Origin of the sequence: Novosphingobium umbonatum, from assembly GCF_004005905.1 — a bacterium.
GTDB classification, from domain to species: Bacteria; Pseudomonadota; Alphaproteobacteria; order Sphingomonadales; family Sphingomonadaceae; genus Novosphingobium; species Novosphingobium umbonatum.
Window position 1 is genome coordinate 239448 of record NZ_SACO01000001.1, and the last position, 14291, is coordinate 253738.

Here is a 14291-nt window from a genome sequence, read left to right on the forward strand (position 1 = left end):
TGTCTTTATTCTGGGCGGGAAATCTTGATCAATTACGCAGCGGTTTACCGGTGGCCAGCATTGTTTCAATGCGAGCCACTGTGCGGACATCGCGCACCAGCGCCATGAATTGCTCGACCTCCAGCGCCAGCAATTCGGCCTCGCTGACCCCATCGGCCATATCGGCATCGCCGCCGGTCAACACATGGGCCAATTTGCCCGCCACCACCGTATCATAGGGCGTGGCCAGCCCCTTGGCAGCAAAGTCCTGCACCGCCAGATCCAGCGCCGCGCGGCCACCGGCACCGGGCAGGCGGAACAAGGGCCGCTCGGGCGGGGTGTAACCTTCCACCATGGCCAACGCGCGCGCCTTGGCATCGGCCAGCAATCGGTCGCGGTTCATGGTGATGCCATCGCTGGGGCGCAGGAAGCCGATCTCCTGCGCCTGCGCCGCCGATTTGGCGACAGTGGCGGTAGAGATGGTTTCAAACGCCTTGGCCACAGCGGGCATCGGCCCCTTGGGCAGGCGCGGATTTTCCGACAGGCGCTGGATCAATTCGCCACAACCGCCCCAGCCGGGGATCAGGCCAACGCCGCATTCCACCAGCCCGATATAGGTTTCGGCATGGGCCTGCACCGCATCGGAATTGAGCACGATCTCGCAACCGCCACCCAAAGCCATGCCAAAGGGCGCAGCCACCACAGGGAAAGGCGCATATTTGAGCGCCTTATAGGCCTGCTGCCCACCGCGCACCAATTTCTCCACCTCGCCCCAGGCGGCGATGTTGAGCGCAAACAGCGCCTGCCCCAGATTGGCCCCTGCGGAGAAATGGCTGCCCTCATTATAGACCACCAAGGCTTTGTAATGGCGCTGCACCAAGGCGATGCTCTGCGCGATCAGCGTCATCACCTCGCCATCCAGCGCATTCATCTTGGCGGTGAATTCCAGACAGACCACGCCATCGCCAATGTCCCACAAGGCGGCGGAGCCGTTCTTGAGCAAGGGCTTGGATGCAGCCTTAACATCCTCCAGCAGCAGCACCCCTTCAGGCCGCGTCACGGGGTGATATTCGCCATCAAGGCCAAGGAACTGACGCTGCCCGCCCTCCACGCGATAGAAGCTGCGCCCTGCGGCCAGCTTCAGCATGGGCGGCACAGCATGGCCCTCGGCCTCCAGCCTTTGCGCCACTTCATCGGCGCCAATCCGGTCGATCAGCTCAAACGGGCCATATTTCCAGTTATAGCCCAGCTTCATCGCCGTATCGATCGCCAGCACATCATCGGCCACTTCGCCCACCAGCGCGGCAGCATAGGCCAAAGTCGGCCCCAGCACGGCCCATGCATAGGCCCCCGCCTTGCCGCGCAAGGCCAGCAGCGCGCGCAGATCTTTCTGGGCGACCGCAGGAATGCTCATCGGCTTGCGCGCCTTGGCATAGGTGCCTGTGGCCAGATCGATGGCCTCTTTCACCTTGCCCGCCTCGCGGTTGATCCGGTAAAAACCGCCCTTGCCCTTGCGGCCAGTATAGCCATCGGCAATCATTTTCAGGATCAGCGGCTCGTCCCGCGCAATGGCCTGATAGGGATCATCCTTGGGCAGGCTGGCGGTCAGGCTGGCCTTCAGATAGGGCATCAGATCCAGCCCCACCAGATCCACGAGCCCGAAAATGCCGGTCTTGGGCACGCCCATCGGCTTGCCCGCGATGGCATCGGCATCTTCCACGCTCAGCCCCAAATCAAAGGCGGCATTGACCGCGCTTTGCAGCCAGAATGTGCCCACGCGATTGGCGATAAAGCCGGGGCGATCCTTGCAGGCCACCACGCTCTTGCCCAAACGCTGATCGGCGAAGGCGCTGACAGCGGCCACCAGATCAGGGTTGCTGCGCGCCCCGCTCACCACTTCGATCAGGCGCATATAGCGCGGCGGATTGAAGAAATGGGTGATGAGGAAATCCTGCGCAAACGCCTCGCTGCGCCCCTCGATCAGCCTTTCCAGCGGAATGGTGGACGTGTTCGACGACACCGCGGTCCCCGCGCGCCGCACGTCCTCAAGCCGCGCATAAAGCGCATGCTTGGCCTCGATCTTCTCGACAATCGCCTCTATCACCCAGTCGCATTCGGCTACGCGCCCCAGATCATCGTCAAAATTGCCAACCTCGACCAGCCGCGCCGCCGCCTTGCTCATGAAGGCTGCCGGTTCGGCCTTGCCCAAACGCTCCAACGCGCTGCGGGCGATGATCGAGCGGTCCGGCCCGTCGGTGGTCCTATCCAGCAGCAGCACCGGCACACCGGCATTGGCCACCTGCGCGGCAATGCCCGCGCCCATCGTGCCTGCGCCCAGCACGCAGACCTTGGCGATAGAATGGCCCATCACACCGCCTCCAGCACAGTGGCGATACCCTGGCCGCCGCCGATACATTGCGTGGCCAAAGCATAGCGCCCGCCCCCGCGTGCCAGCAGCGAGGCCGCCTTGCCCACGATCCGCGCGCCGGTCGCGCCAAGAGGATGGCCCAAGGCCAGCGCGCCGCCGTCGATGTTAACCTTGGCCGGATCCAGCCCCAGCTCGCCCATGCAGGCCAGAGCCTGCGCGGCAAAGGCCTCGTTTAATTCCACCACGTCCAGATCATCCACCGTAATGCCCGCCCGCTGCATCGCTTTGTGGCTGGAATGGACGGGACCAATCCCCATCACTTCGGGCGCGCAACCGCTGATCGCCACCGAGGCGATGCGGGCCAGAATGGGCAGGCCCTTGGCGCGGGCATAGTCTTCCGAGGCCACCAGCACCGCGCTGGCCCCATCGGTCAGCGGCGAGGATGTTCCCGCCGTCACCGAACCTTCCGTGCGGAAGGCAGGCTTCAAACCGGCGAGTGTTTCCACCGTAGTAGCAGGACGCAGGCAGCCGTCTTGGGCGACTTCCACACCCTTGACGCTGACCGGCACGATCTCGTCGGCAAAATGGCCAGCGGCCTGCGCGGCGGCGGCACGGCGCTGGCTTTCGGCGGCAAAGGCTTCTTGCGCCTGACGGGGGATGCCATAGCGTTCCGCCACGATTTCCGCCGTTTCGCCCATGCCCAGATAGGCCGCGCTGCTGCGCGCCAGTTCGGGGTTGGGGCTGGGGTTAAAGCCCGCCATGGGCACGCGGCTCATCGATTCCACGCCGCCGCAAACGAAGACCTCGCCCGCGCCCAGCTGGATTTGCCCCGCCGCATAATGGATCGCGCTCATCGAGGAACCGCAGAAACGGTTAAGAGTCGCCCCGCCCACCGACAAAGGCAGGCCCGCCAGCAAGCCCACGACGCGGGCCACGTTGAAACCCTGCTCGCCTTCGGGGAAAGCGCAACCCAGCACCAGATCCTCGATATCGCCATCGTTGATCCCGCTGCGCGCCACCAGCGCCCGCACCACAGCGGCCGCCATGTCATCGGGCCGCAACCGCGCCAAAGCGCCCTTGCCTGCCAGATGGAACGGGGAACGGGCATAGCCCGCGATCACTACCTTACGCATTGCACATCCTTTTTGCCGGTTCTGTTCTGTAGCAGGATTTTTGGCAATGGAGGGCTGAACCTGTCAGAATCAGCACTCCGATCCTCTCGTCCCTAATCGTGCCCAAGTTTCCCTATACGTCAACTAAAATTTCGTGCATAAGGTGATTCGCCAAGAGGACACAGAGCCCAGGCGCATGGCAGACTTGTTGCATAAACAGACAAGCTGCCCGGGACAGAGGATGGAGTGAAAAGCATGAAGAGCCTGTGGGCTTTGGCCGCTGCCACGCTGGCGGCGCTGCCTTTATCAGCATCTGCACAAACGGGCGCCAATGTCGTGGGACGCTGGCAAACACCCACCCGCCACGGCGTGGTAGAGATCACCGCTTGCGGCAATTCGGTCTGTGGCCGATTGGTCGATTCCGATGGGTTGCGGGCCAATCCTGCCTTGCGCGACGTGCATAACAAGGATGTGGCCCAGCGCGAACGCCAGCTCAAAGGCCTGTTGATCCTGCAAGGTTTCAGCCCCAAAGGCAGCGAATGGACCGGCGGCACGATCTACAACGCCGAGGATGGCGGCACCTATCAGGCCACGCTGACCCCTGCAGGCCCCGATACGCTCAAGCTCAAAGGGTGCATCGTCTGGCCTTTGTGCAAGACGCAGGTCTGGACCCGCTTGAAATAAAATAGAACAATCTGGGAGGATTTCATGCAAGCAACCAACACTTCCCGCCTGACGATTGCCGCTTTGCTGGCGCTGGCGCCCTGCACCGCGATGGCCAGCGGGTTCTATATCATCGAACAAAGCCCCAAGGCCGCGGGCCGCGCCTATTCGGGCGAAGTGGCCGATACCGGCCCCGAAAGCCTGTGGTGGAACCCCGCCGCCGTGGCGGGGCAAAAGGGCCTTTCGGGCCAGATCGGCGCCAGCGCCATCCTGCCCAGCGGCAAGGTGAGCAATGCGGGCACCTTGATCGTGCGCCCCGGCCAAGCACCTGCCGCCGTGGGGGGTGATCAGGTGACCAGCAATCCGATCAACAAAGGCGTGGTGCCCACCGGATCGATTGCCTATGGTTTGAATGACAAGGTAGCGCTGAGCCTGACCATTGCCGCGCCCTATAATTTCACCACCGATTATCCCACCACCAGCTGGGCGCGCTATTCGGCGCTGAAAACATCCTTGCGCACCTTTGATATCCAGCCCGGCATTGCGGTGGAAGTGATGCCCGGCCTGCGCGTGGGCGCGGCGCTGAATGTGGAATATGCCAAAGCTGAATTGGGCAATGCCCTGCCCAACCTGTCGCCCTTGCTGGCCGATGGCAGCCAGAAATTGCAGGGCAATGGCTGGGACATGGGCTATTCGGCCGGTTTCCAGTTCGGGCGCGGGCCGGTCACGATTGGCGCCAGCTATAAATCCTCGGTCAAACATGTTCTGAAAGGCACGATCACGCTGGACGGTCTGCTTGGCCCGCTGGCCGCGCGCAATGGACAGACCGCCACCACCGCCACTTTCAACACGCCATGGCAGGCGATTTTCGGCATCCGCTATGCCTTGAGCCCCGCCATTACGTTGAACGCGCAAGCCACAGCCAGCGGTTGGTCGAAGTTTGACGCGATCCGGCTTGGTTCGCCGCTCAACACCGCCATCCCCGAAAATTACCGCGACAGTTGGGCCTATGCGGTGGGCGTGGATGCCAAGGTCTCGCCCAAATGGACCCTGCGCGCGGGCGTGATGCGCGACCTCACCCCTGTGCGCGGCACAGAGCGTGACGCACGCGTGCCCGACAGCAACCGCTGGATGTTCGCGCTGGGCGCCTCGCATCAATTCTCGCCGCGCGCCACCATCGATGTCGGCGTCAATTACCTGACGCTGGACAATGCGCCGATCAACCGCATCACCGCCGCCTATGCCGGTACTGCCGCGCAAACGCCGGTGCTGGTCAATGGCACGGTGACCGATGCCCATGTGCTGATCCTTGCGCTGGGCGGGCGTTTCTCGCTGTAACCCAATTCGGGTCTGGCCCGCCCTCGCGCTGGCCAGACCCGCAACATTGCTAAAGGCATTACGTCATGCTGACCGAAGCCGCATCCATCGCCCAAGGGCGAGCCATCAACCCCGCCCCCAAACGCATTCCTGATCTGCTCGACCATGCCGCAAGCCTGTTCCCCGAACGGGTGGCGGTGGATTTTCTGGGCCGCACCTGGCGCTATGGCGAGATTGCCACCATGGTCGAACGCGCCGCGCGCGGCCTTTATGCCCGTGGCCTGCGCAAGGGTGATCGTTTCGCGCTCTGCCTGCCCAACACGCCCTATTACGTCATCCTCTATTTCGCCGCGCTGAAACTGGGCGCGGTGGTGGTCAATCTCAACCCGCTCTATACCGAGCGCGAGTTGGAGCATCTGATCAAGGATTCGGGCGCGCGCATGGTGGCGCTGCCCGATATTGCCGCCATTCACAACAAGGTGAAGCCGGTGGCGCTGGCCCATGGCGTAGACACTTTGGTGATGTGCCCGATGGGCAAGATCCTGCCCGCGTTCAAGGCGCTGGGCTGGGCGATGTTCAAACGGCGCGACCACGCCCGCTTTGCCAAAGACGGGCTGCATATCGACTTTTGCAAGCTGGTGGCCAAGGCGCCCGCGCTGCCCGAGATCGCCGTTTCGCCCGATGATCTGGCCGTGTTGCAATATACCGGCGGGACAACCGGCGTGCCCAAGGGGGCGATGCTGTCCCACGCCAATCTGACCGCCAATGCCGCACAAATGCTGGACCATCTGGGCCATGATATTGGCACGCCCGAACGCATTCTGGGCGTTTTGCCGATGTTCCATGTTTTCGCGCTGACCACGGTGCTTAATTTCGCCATCGAGATCGCCGCCGAAATCGTGCTGCTGCCCCGTTTTGAATTGAGCCAGATGCTCGACACGATGCGCCGCAAGCCGCCCACGATCATCTTTGGCGTGCCCACCATCTGGGTCGCGATGATCAACGGCATCCCCAAGGGGCAGGCCCCCGACCTGTCGCATTTGACCGCCTGCGTATCGGGCGGCGCGCCCTTGCCCTTGGAAGTGCGCGAGGAATTCGAGGCGCTGACCGGAGCGGTACTGACCGAGGGCTATGGCTTGACCGAGGCATCGCCGATCATCACCTGCAATCCGATTGACGGTTTGATCAAAACCAATTCCTGTGGCCAGCCCTTCCCCGCCACGCAAATCGAGATCCGCAACCCCGAAAAGCCCGAGGAAATCATGCCTCTGGGCGAAAAAGGCGAGGTATGTGCACGCGGCCCGCAGGTGATGATGGGCTATTGGCAGAGGCCCGAGGACACCGCCAAGACCTTTACCCAAGGCGCCCTGCGCACCGGCGACATCGGCTATCTGGACGGGGACGGCTATCTGTTTCTGGTGGACCGGATCAAGGATGTGATCCTGTGCGGGGGCTTCAACGTCTATCCGCGTATCATCGAGGATGCCGCCTATCTGCATCCGGCGGTGGAGGAAGCCATCGCCATCGGCATTCCCGACCAATATCGCGGACAGGCGCCCAAGCTGTTTGTCAAATTGCATGCCAGCACGCAGGTCACGCCCGAAGAGTTGAAAAGCTTTCTGCTCGACCATGTCAGCAAGATTGAAGTGCCCAAGGAGATCGAAATCCGCGCCAGCCTTCCCAAGACGCTGGTGGGGAAATTGTCCAAAAAAGAACTGGTTGAGGAAGAAAGGCTCAAGCGCGAGGGGGCAAGCAAAAGTTAGGGCCCGCTAAAGAAATCAGGACTTGCAAGCCGCGCCGCTTTTTGTTCGATTGGCGGGATAGATAAGGGGGGAGTGTTCATGTCTTTGCTGGAGGAGGTAGATAACCTGTCCAAACCTGAAACGCCAATTGCGGCTGCAAGCGAAGCGCCAGCCGATAAGGGGCTGCGCGGCATTCAGGAAGTGGCGGAATATCTGCAAGTTACCCATCGCACCTTGCGCTTTTACGAGGACAAGGGGCTGATCGAACCCACGCGCGTGGGCAGCACCCGTGTCTATTCGCGCAAGGATGTGGCGCGGATGCAGCTGATCCTGCGCGGCAAAAGGCTGGGTTTCTCCATCCGCGAGATCAAGGAATTCCTCGACCTCTATGACGCGGACCCACAACATATCGAGCAGAACCGCCTGCTGCTGAAAAAAGTGCGTGAAAGGCTGAAAATGTTGACGGCGCAACAGGCCGCGCTGGAACAGACGATGGTGGAGTTAAAGCAGATCGAGCGCGAAGTGGTCGAGCAGATCGCCGCGCAAAAATAAGCCCGACTTGCCCTGACCGGCGCCAACGCCTATCCCTTCCGGCAAAGTTGCTTTGCGGAAAGGCCGGATGATGAAAGACAATTTTCCTTGGGCCACGGGGCGCACCGCGCTGGTCACGGGCGCCACTTCCGGCTTTGGCCGCGCGGTGGCGCTGCGCCTGTTACGCGCTGGCGCCCGCGTGATCGCCACGGGGCGCCGACAGGACCGTCTGGATGAGCTGGCCGCGGAGGCCAAGACGCAGCGCCTGTTCACGCTGGTGCATGATGTCAGCGCCAAGGGCAGCGGCGAGGCCTTGCTGGCCGCCCTGCCGGAAGATTTCGCGGCCATCGACATTCTGTTCAACAATGCAGGGCTGGCGCTAGGCGTGGAACCGGCCCAGCGTGCCAGTCTCGACAATTGGGAAACCATGATCGAGACCAATGTGGCGGGGCTGGTGCGCGTGTCCCATGCGGTTCTACCCGGTATGGTGGAGCGTGGGCGCGGACATATTATCAATGTATCCAGCGTGGCGGCGACCTATCCCTATCCGGGCGGCAATGTCTATGGGGGCACCAAGGCCTTTGTACGCCAGTTTTCGCTGGGCCTGCGCGCCGATCTGCTGGGCACGCCGGTCAAGGTCACCTCGCTGGAACCGGGGGCCTGTGAAACGGAGTTCAGCCAAGTGCGCTTTGCCGGAGACAAGGACAAGGCGGCCGCTGTCTACACCGGTATGCAGCCCTTGTCGGCAGAAGATGTGGCCGACACGGTGGAGGCGGTTTTACGCCTGCCCGAACATCTTAATGTCAACACGATGGAAATCATGCCGGTAGCGCAGGCCTTTTCGCCCTTTGCCATGGCGCGGGATGCCTGATGCGTACCACCCATAATGAGGCGAGCGTCAGGCTCTATCATCTGGACAGCGGGCCGGAAGGAGGCGCGGCGGAAACTTTGTTCTATGGCCCTTTGAGCGAGGCCCTGCGCATTGGCGCGCAGCAGAGCGAGGAGGTGCAGGAAGGGCTTTTCATCGCCACCGATAATGATGTGGTGGCCTTTCTGGACCTGCTGGAAGGCTGAAGGCGAAACGGGGGCCTGCGATACACGCAAGCCCCCGCTCCTCGATCATCAGGCCGGAAGCGCCCCGATCACCGATTTGACCTCCAGATATTCCTCCAGCCCGAAACGGCCAAATTCGCGGCCATTGCCCGACTGCTTATAGCCGCCAAAGGGCATATCCATCGCCAGACCGCCCGCATTGACATAGACCGAACCGGCGCGGATCTTGCCCACAATGGTTTTGGCGACCGAAGGATCGCCCGCAATATAGGCACCCAGACCATAGGGCGTGTCATTGGCGATGCTCACCGCCTCGTCCAGATCCTTGTAAGGCAGGATGGTCAGCACGGGGCCGAAGATTTCTTCCTGCGCAATGGCCATCGTATTGGTCACATTGGCAAACACGGTGGGCTTAACAAAATAGCCCTTCTCCACGCCATCGGGCAGCCCCAGACCGCCGGTGACCAGAGTGGCGCCATCGGCAATGCCCTTGGCGATCAGGCCCTGAATCTTGTCCCACTGCGCCTTGTTCACCACAGGGCCGATGTGGTCGCCCTGCGCCAGCGGATCGCCCACCGACTTGCCACCGAAGATTGCGCCGACCATCGCCGCCGCCTCGTCATGCTGGCTTTCATGCACCAGCATCCGCGTGGGCGCCACGCAGCTCTGGCCCGAATTGAGCAGCACCCCGCCGCAGCCACCGGGCAAAGCCTTGTCCAGCGGCGTGCCGGGCAGGATGATATTGGGCGATTTGCCGCCCAGTTCCTGCGTCACGCGCTTGACCGTATCGGCCGCCGATTTGGCCACCATGATCCCTGCGCGGGTGGAGCCGGTAAAGCTGACCATATCCACATCGGGATGGGCCGAAATGGCATTGCCCACCACCGGACCATCGCCCTGCACCAGATTGAACACGCCCGCAGGCAAGCCCGCCGCTTCCAGCACCTCGGCAAAAATTGCGGCGCAAGTGGGCGCTTCTTCCGAAGGCTTGAGCACGATGGTGCAGCCAGCGGCCAGCGCAGGCGCCACCTTGGCCACGATCTGGTTCATCGGCCAGTTCCACGGGGTAATCAGGCCAACCACGCCGATCGCCTCGCGCACCACCTTGTTATCCCCAATCTTCTCCTCAAACTCATAGGCGGTCAACGCGGCCAGAGCATTGGCCAGATGGCCCAGACCACTGCCCGCCTGCGCCGTGCTGGAAATCGAGATCGGGCAGCCCATTTCCGTGCTGATCGCCTCGGCAATATCGCCGATGCGCGCCTTATAGGCCTCGATGATCCGGCCCAGCAGGGCGATGCGCTCTTCCTTGCTGGTAGCCGAAAAAGCGGGGAAAGCATGGCGGGCGGCGGCGACAGCAGCATCAACGTCCGCTGCCGTGCCCAGAGTGATCTGGCTGGCCTGTCCCTCGGTCGCCGGATTGGTCACGCTGTGGGCAGTGCCGCCGATGGAATCGACCCATTGGCCATCAATATAATGTTGCAAATAGCTTTTCATGGAAATGCGTCCTTCAGCAATGCAAGCTCAGGCAGGCGTCTTTTCACCCTTGCCGGTGATATGGTCGGTCTCGGCGCGCGTGGAGGCAGGGCCCGTGTTGCGCTTGACCAGACCGGCCACCAGCGACGGCCCCTTGGCAAAGGGTTCAGGATCACCCTCGCGCATTTTCAGGCCGAACAGCGGGCTCATGCCGGGGTGACGGCCCAGACCGCCAAACAGGTCAAACCCGCGCTCGATCCAGTCGCGCAGGGGCTCATCCTCGGTCATCGGCGGAGTGTCGGCGACACTGGCGGCCCAAAGGAACACGGCCAAAGCGCGATAATCGGCATAATTGGGGCTTTCGCCGCCCAGCCACTTATGCTCGCGCAAAATGCCACGCAGCAGTTCCAGTTCGGGCAGCACCTTGGGGAACACATCCTCGCGCCCCACCACCAGCTCTTCCATCGGCTTGCCCCACATGCGCAAGCGGCTTTCGGTGATATATTGAATATCCTCCGGCTTGCAGCGGTCGCGATATTCCACGGCAAAAGCGCGGGCCCATGGGCCAACCACCGTCTTCCACAGCCAGGTTTCCAGGAATTGCGCCAGAGGCTTGATCGAGGGATCACCGATCAGCGTCGGGCGATCTGGATATTTCTCGTCCAGATATTCGGCGATCAACCAGCTATCGAGCACCCATTCGCCATCGTCCTGAATGGCGGGCAGGCGCTCGCTGCGCCCGCCGGTGCGGTCCATAATGCCGGTGAAGCCACCATCCACAATGTCCAGTTCAAAGCCCTTGTGCGCGATGGCATATTTGGTGGCCCACACAAAGGGGCTGGTGGTGCAGCCGCTGGCGTGTTGCAGGTCATAGAAGGTGATCTTGTTGTCCTTGGCCATCATGCCTCTCCTTGGCGGGTTGCGCACATGCCGTTCTACGGAAAATCCCGCGCGGCTTTGTATGTGTTACTGCCAAAGTGACGCATGATGCCCGCCCTGCCAAGTGGGCAATCGATGCTATTATTCTTTCTACCTGCTTCAGGCCGCCAGATGGGGAATGGTCATTTCCCGCGCCACTTGCGCAAGCCGCGCCGCGCTGGCCGCATCGGCGGGGGCGAACAGGATCAGGCGCTGGCCCGGCACTTCCTCGATGGCATAGGATGTGTGGTGAAAGGCAATCGCCTCGCCATCGGGCAGGGTGGCGGAATTGACATCCTCGAAATGGCTGCGGATTTCGGCTGCCTCCCATAATTGGCAGAACAAAGGCGATGCCGCGCGCATTTCGGTGATCAGCGCCTCGAACACTTGCGGACGGGACGTGCGGCTGTAATCCCATTTGAACCGCGCCACCAAACGCCGCGCCATTTCACGATAGCGTTCCGGATCAGCACGATAGCGCTCACTGAGCATCAGGATACGGAACAGGTTGCGCTGCTCGCGCGGCAAAGGCGCATAATCGCGGAACAGGCGGGTAACAAGGCCGTTCCAGCCCACCACCGTCCAGTCCTCCACAATCACCAGCGCGGGGATAGAGAGCGAATCCATCAAGGCCTGAGTCGAAGGGCGCACCACGTCATCACCCACATGCGCCAGCGGCGGCGGGCGATGCTGGGCCAGCGCAAACAGGAATTCCCGCTCGGAAGGCTCCAGCTTCAGCGCCTTGCCCAATCGTTCGATCATCGCGGCGGAGAGTTGCACCTCGCGTCCCTGTTCGAACCATGTGTACCACGTCACGCTCATCCCCGCCAAAGCGGCCACTTCCTCGCGCCGCAGCCCGCGCGTGCGACGGCGCTCGCCTGCGGGCAGGCCCACATCGGCAGGGGCAATACGCCCACGCGCCGCTTTGAGAAAACGGGTCAATTCCTCTCTCTGCGCCATGGCAGATCCTATCCTTTGTTATGCTTTGCGCGCAGTCTTTCACACCAAGGCGAAGGGGGCAAGAGGGGTAAGACGGGTAGCGGGAATAATGGCATTGGCAGCGGTCTGGTCAGCCTTGGCGAAGGGTGGCAGTTTGTATGCAACGAAAACACAAATGGAAAAGAGGAAGCCATGGCCGACAAGGTCTTTATCACCTGCGCCGTTACCGGCAGCGCACCTTTGCCCAAGCACCCCAACTTCCCCTTCCGCCCCGATCATGTGGCGCAGGAAGCGCTGGATGCGGCGGCTGCGGGTGCCTCGATCATCCACCTGCATGTGCGCGATCCGCAAACCGGCGCGCCCAGCCAATCCCTGGAGGATTACCGCGAGGTGGTGGGCCTGATCCGTGCGAAGAACAGCGAGTTGATCCTGAACGTCACCACCGGCCCTGGCTGCACCTGGATCCAGAGCGAGGAAGACCCCGCCCTGCCCGGCCCCGGCACGCTGATGTTCACCGCCGAACGCAGGCTGGAGCATATTCTCGACCTCAAGCCCGACATGTGCACGCTGGACATTTGCACGATGAACCTGTGGGGCGGGGCGGCGATCAATCTGAAACCGATGGTCACCCGCCTTGGCCATATGATTCAGGACGCCGGCGTTTTGCCCGAAATCGAGTGTTTCGAAGCGGGCGATTTTGTCTATGCCGATGATCTGATCGCCGAAGGCGCACTGCCCGCCAAAGTGCCCTATACTTTTGTGCTGGGCACCAAATATGGCCTGCCCGCCACCACCGAAGCCATGCAATATGCCAAGAACCAATTGCCGCGCGGGGCGATCTTCACCGGCTTTGGCATTCAAAAACATTCCTTCCCCATGGCGGCGCAATCGGTGCTGCTGGGCGGCCATGTTCGCGTGGGATTTGAGGACACAACCTATCTGCGGCGCGGGCGGCAGGCGGCCAATAATGCCGAAATGGTGGTCTGGGCGCGCGACATTATCGACCGGTTGGGCGCCGATGTCGCCAGTGCGGGCGAAACCCGCGCGATGCTGGGCCTGAAGAACTAGAATAAAGATAGAGGAGAGGATCGATGGCTTTTAATCCCCCCGTTGCCCCTGCCGGATCGGCCCCGATGGCCGATGTAACCGGCAAGACCGCCTTTATCACCGGCGGCGCCAATGGTATCGGCCTTGGCATTGCCCGCGCTTTGGTGAAAGCTGGCGCCAATGTGGTGATCGCCGACATTCGTGAAAGCTCGCTGGCCGAGGCCAAGGCTTCGCTGGCCGCCGACGCGCAGGTGGAAACCGTGCAGTTGGACGTAACCGACCGCGCCGCTTTTGCCGCCGCAGCCGACAAGGCCGAGGCGCGCTTTGGCAAGATCCATATGTTGATCGGCAATGCCGGTATCGGCGTGATGGGGCCGATCATGGACGCGCGCTATGACGATTGGGATTGGGGCATGGGGGTCAACCTTGGCGGGGTGATCAATGGTCTGGTCACCATCCTGCCGCGCATCAAGGCCCATGGCGAAGGCGGGCAAGTGGTCACCACCAGTTCGCAAAGCGGCTTGCTGCCAATCTCCTATTCGGCCATCTATTCCGCCGCCAAGGCCGCGATCATCGGCATCACCGAGGCCGCGCGGGGCGAATTGGGCGCGATCAACATCGGCATTTCGGCTTTTTGCCCCGGCCCTGTGCAATCCAACATCTCCGCCTCGGGCGAATTGCGGCCGGAGGATAAAAAGCAGGACACCGGCTATTTGCAGCGCGAACAGGAGCTGGAAAAGCGCCCCAATTCGCCGCTCTGGATGAGCGCGGACGAAGTGGGCGAGCGGGTTTTGGCCGGTATCCGCGCCAATGATCTCTATATCCTGACCCATCCCGAATTTGCGCCGGGGATGCAGCGCCGTTTCGACTCGATCATGGCCAGCGTGCCCGACGAACCGCATAATGACGCGCGGGCCAAGGAAATCTTCTTCCTGCTGGACAACCCGGTCTTTGCCGAGCAATCGGCCCGCCATGCCAAACAGGCCGAAACCGCCTGATTTTACCGCATTCCAGCATCTCCCCGCCCCCGTTGCCCAACCGGCAGCGGGGGTTTTTGCAGACCAAAGTCGCGTGTCACATTCGCAACACTATGCGGCATTTTTGCACATATTAACCAATACCATTTGTCTACGCTTTCGCTTGAGG

Annotated in this window: 13 protein-coding genes; 8 read left to right on the forward strand and 5 right to left on the reverse strand. The window is 62.0% G+C overall.

Annotated elements, in window-relative coordinates; genetic code table 11:
• Positions 1–28: 28 nt before the first annotated feature.
• Both EOE18_RS01050 and EOE18_RS01055 read right to left on the reverse strand, forming a co-directional pair.
• Positions 29–2347: a 3-hydroxyacyl-CoA dehydrogenase/enoyl-CoA hydratase family protein gene (locus EOE18_RS01050; protein ID WP_127705306.1), complete on the reverse strand. Its 2319-nt coding sequence runs from the start codon at positions 2345–2347 to the stop codon at positions 29–31.
• Positions 2347–3480, reverse strand: coding sequence for a thiolase family protein (locus EOE18_RS01055; protein WP_127705308.1), 1134 nt, complete (start codon positions 3478–3480; stop codon positions 2347–2349). Before EOE18_RS01055 ends, EOE18_RS01050 begins: the two co-directional genes overlap by 1 nt.
• A 234-nt stretch (positions 3481–3714) precedes the next feature.
• On the opposite strand from EOE18_RS01055, the gene EOE18_RS01060 reads away from it, so the two are divergent.
• The 6 genes from EOE18_RS01060 to EOE18_RS01085 all read left to right on the forward strand — a co-directional run bounded on the left by EOE18_RS01060 (position 3715) and on the right by EOE18_RS01085 (position 8786).
• A complete protein-coding gene (locus EOE18_RS01060) occupies positions 3715–4143 on the forward strand; it encodes a DUF2147 domain-containing protein (RefSeq protein ID WP_127705310.1) in 429 nt (142 codons plus the stop codon).
• Between the two features lie 24 nt (positions 4144–4167).
• Complete coding sequence (locus EOE18_RS01065; RefSeq protein ID WP_127705312.1) at positions 4168–5460, forward strand: OmpP1/FadL family transporter; 1293 nt, start codon at positions 4168–4170, stop codon at positions 5458–5460.
• 65 nt (positions 5461–5525) lie between these two features.
• The gene (locus EOE18_RS01070) at positions 5526–7202 is read left to right on the forward strand and encodes a long-chain-fatty-acid--CoA ligase (protein WP_127705314.1); all 1677 of its coding nucleotides are present in this window, start codon (positions 5526–5528) and stop codon (positions 7200–7202) included.
• Between the two features lie 78 nt (positions 7203–7280).
• Positions 7281–7733, forward strand: coding sequence for a MerR family transcriptional regulator (locus tag EOE18_RS01075; protein WP_127705316.1), 453 nt, complete (start codon positions 7281–7283; stop codon positions 7731–7733).
• A 67-nt stretch (positions 7734–7800) separates the two neighbouring features.
• Positions 7801–8583 (forward strand): SDR family NAD(P)-dependent oxidoreductase, encoded by a 783-nt coding sequence (locus EOE18_RS01080; RefSeq protein ID WP_246027190.1) that lies wholly within the window; start codon positions 7801–7803, stop codon positions 8581–8583.
• Positions 8583–8786, forward strand: coding sequence for a hypothetical protein (locus EOE18_RS01085; protein WP_127705318.1), 204 nt, complete (start codon positions 8583–8585; stop codon positions 8784–8786). Before EOE18_RS01080 ends, EOE18_RS01085 begins: the two co-directional genes overlap by 1 nt.
• A 48-nt stretch (positions 8787–8834) precedes the next feature.
• Here EOE18_RS01085 and EOE18_RS01090 read toward each other — a convergent pair whose 3' ends face one another.
• The 3 genes from EOE18_RS01090 to EOE18_RS01100 form a co-directional block, all read right to left on the reverse strand.
• Positions 8835–10262, reverse strand: a complete 1428-nt coding sequence (locus tag EOE18_RS01090) for an aldehyde dehydrogenase family protein (protein ID WP_127705320.1) — start codon at positions 10260–10262, stop codon at positions 8835–8837.
• A 27-nt stretch (positions 10263–10289) separates the two neighbouring features.
• On the reverse strand, positions 10290–11144 hold the full coding sequence (locus tag EOE18_RS01095; protein ID WP_246027191.1) for a beta-etherase: 855 nt from the start codon (positions 11142–11144) through the stop codon (positions 10290–10292).
• A gap of 135 nt (positions 11145–11279) precedes the next feature.
• Positions 11280–12119 carry a helix-turn-helix transcriptional regulator gene (locus EOE18_RS01100; protein ID WP_127705322.1) on the reverse strand — a complete coding sequence of 280 codons (840 nt, stop codon included), beginning with the start codon at positions 12117–12119 and terminating at the stop codon, positions 11280–11282.
• Between the two features lie 171 nt (positions 12120–12290).
• Here EOE18_RS01100 and EOE18_RS01105 point away from each other — a divergent pair, with 171 nt between their 5' ends.
• Entirely contained in the window at positions 12291–13166 is an 876-nt protein-coding gene (locus EOE18_RS01105; protein WP_127705324.1) for a beta-keto acid cleavage family enzyme, read from the forward strand.
• A 23-nt stretch (positions 13167–13189) separates the two neighbouring features.
• Positions 13190–14143, forward strand: coding sequence for an SDR family NAD(P)-dependent oxidoreductase (locus tag EOE18_RS01110; RefSeq protein WP_127705326.1), 954 nt, complete (start codon positions 13190–13192; stop codon positions 14141–14143).
• Positions 14144–14291 lie beyond the last annotated feature (148 nt).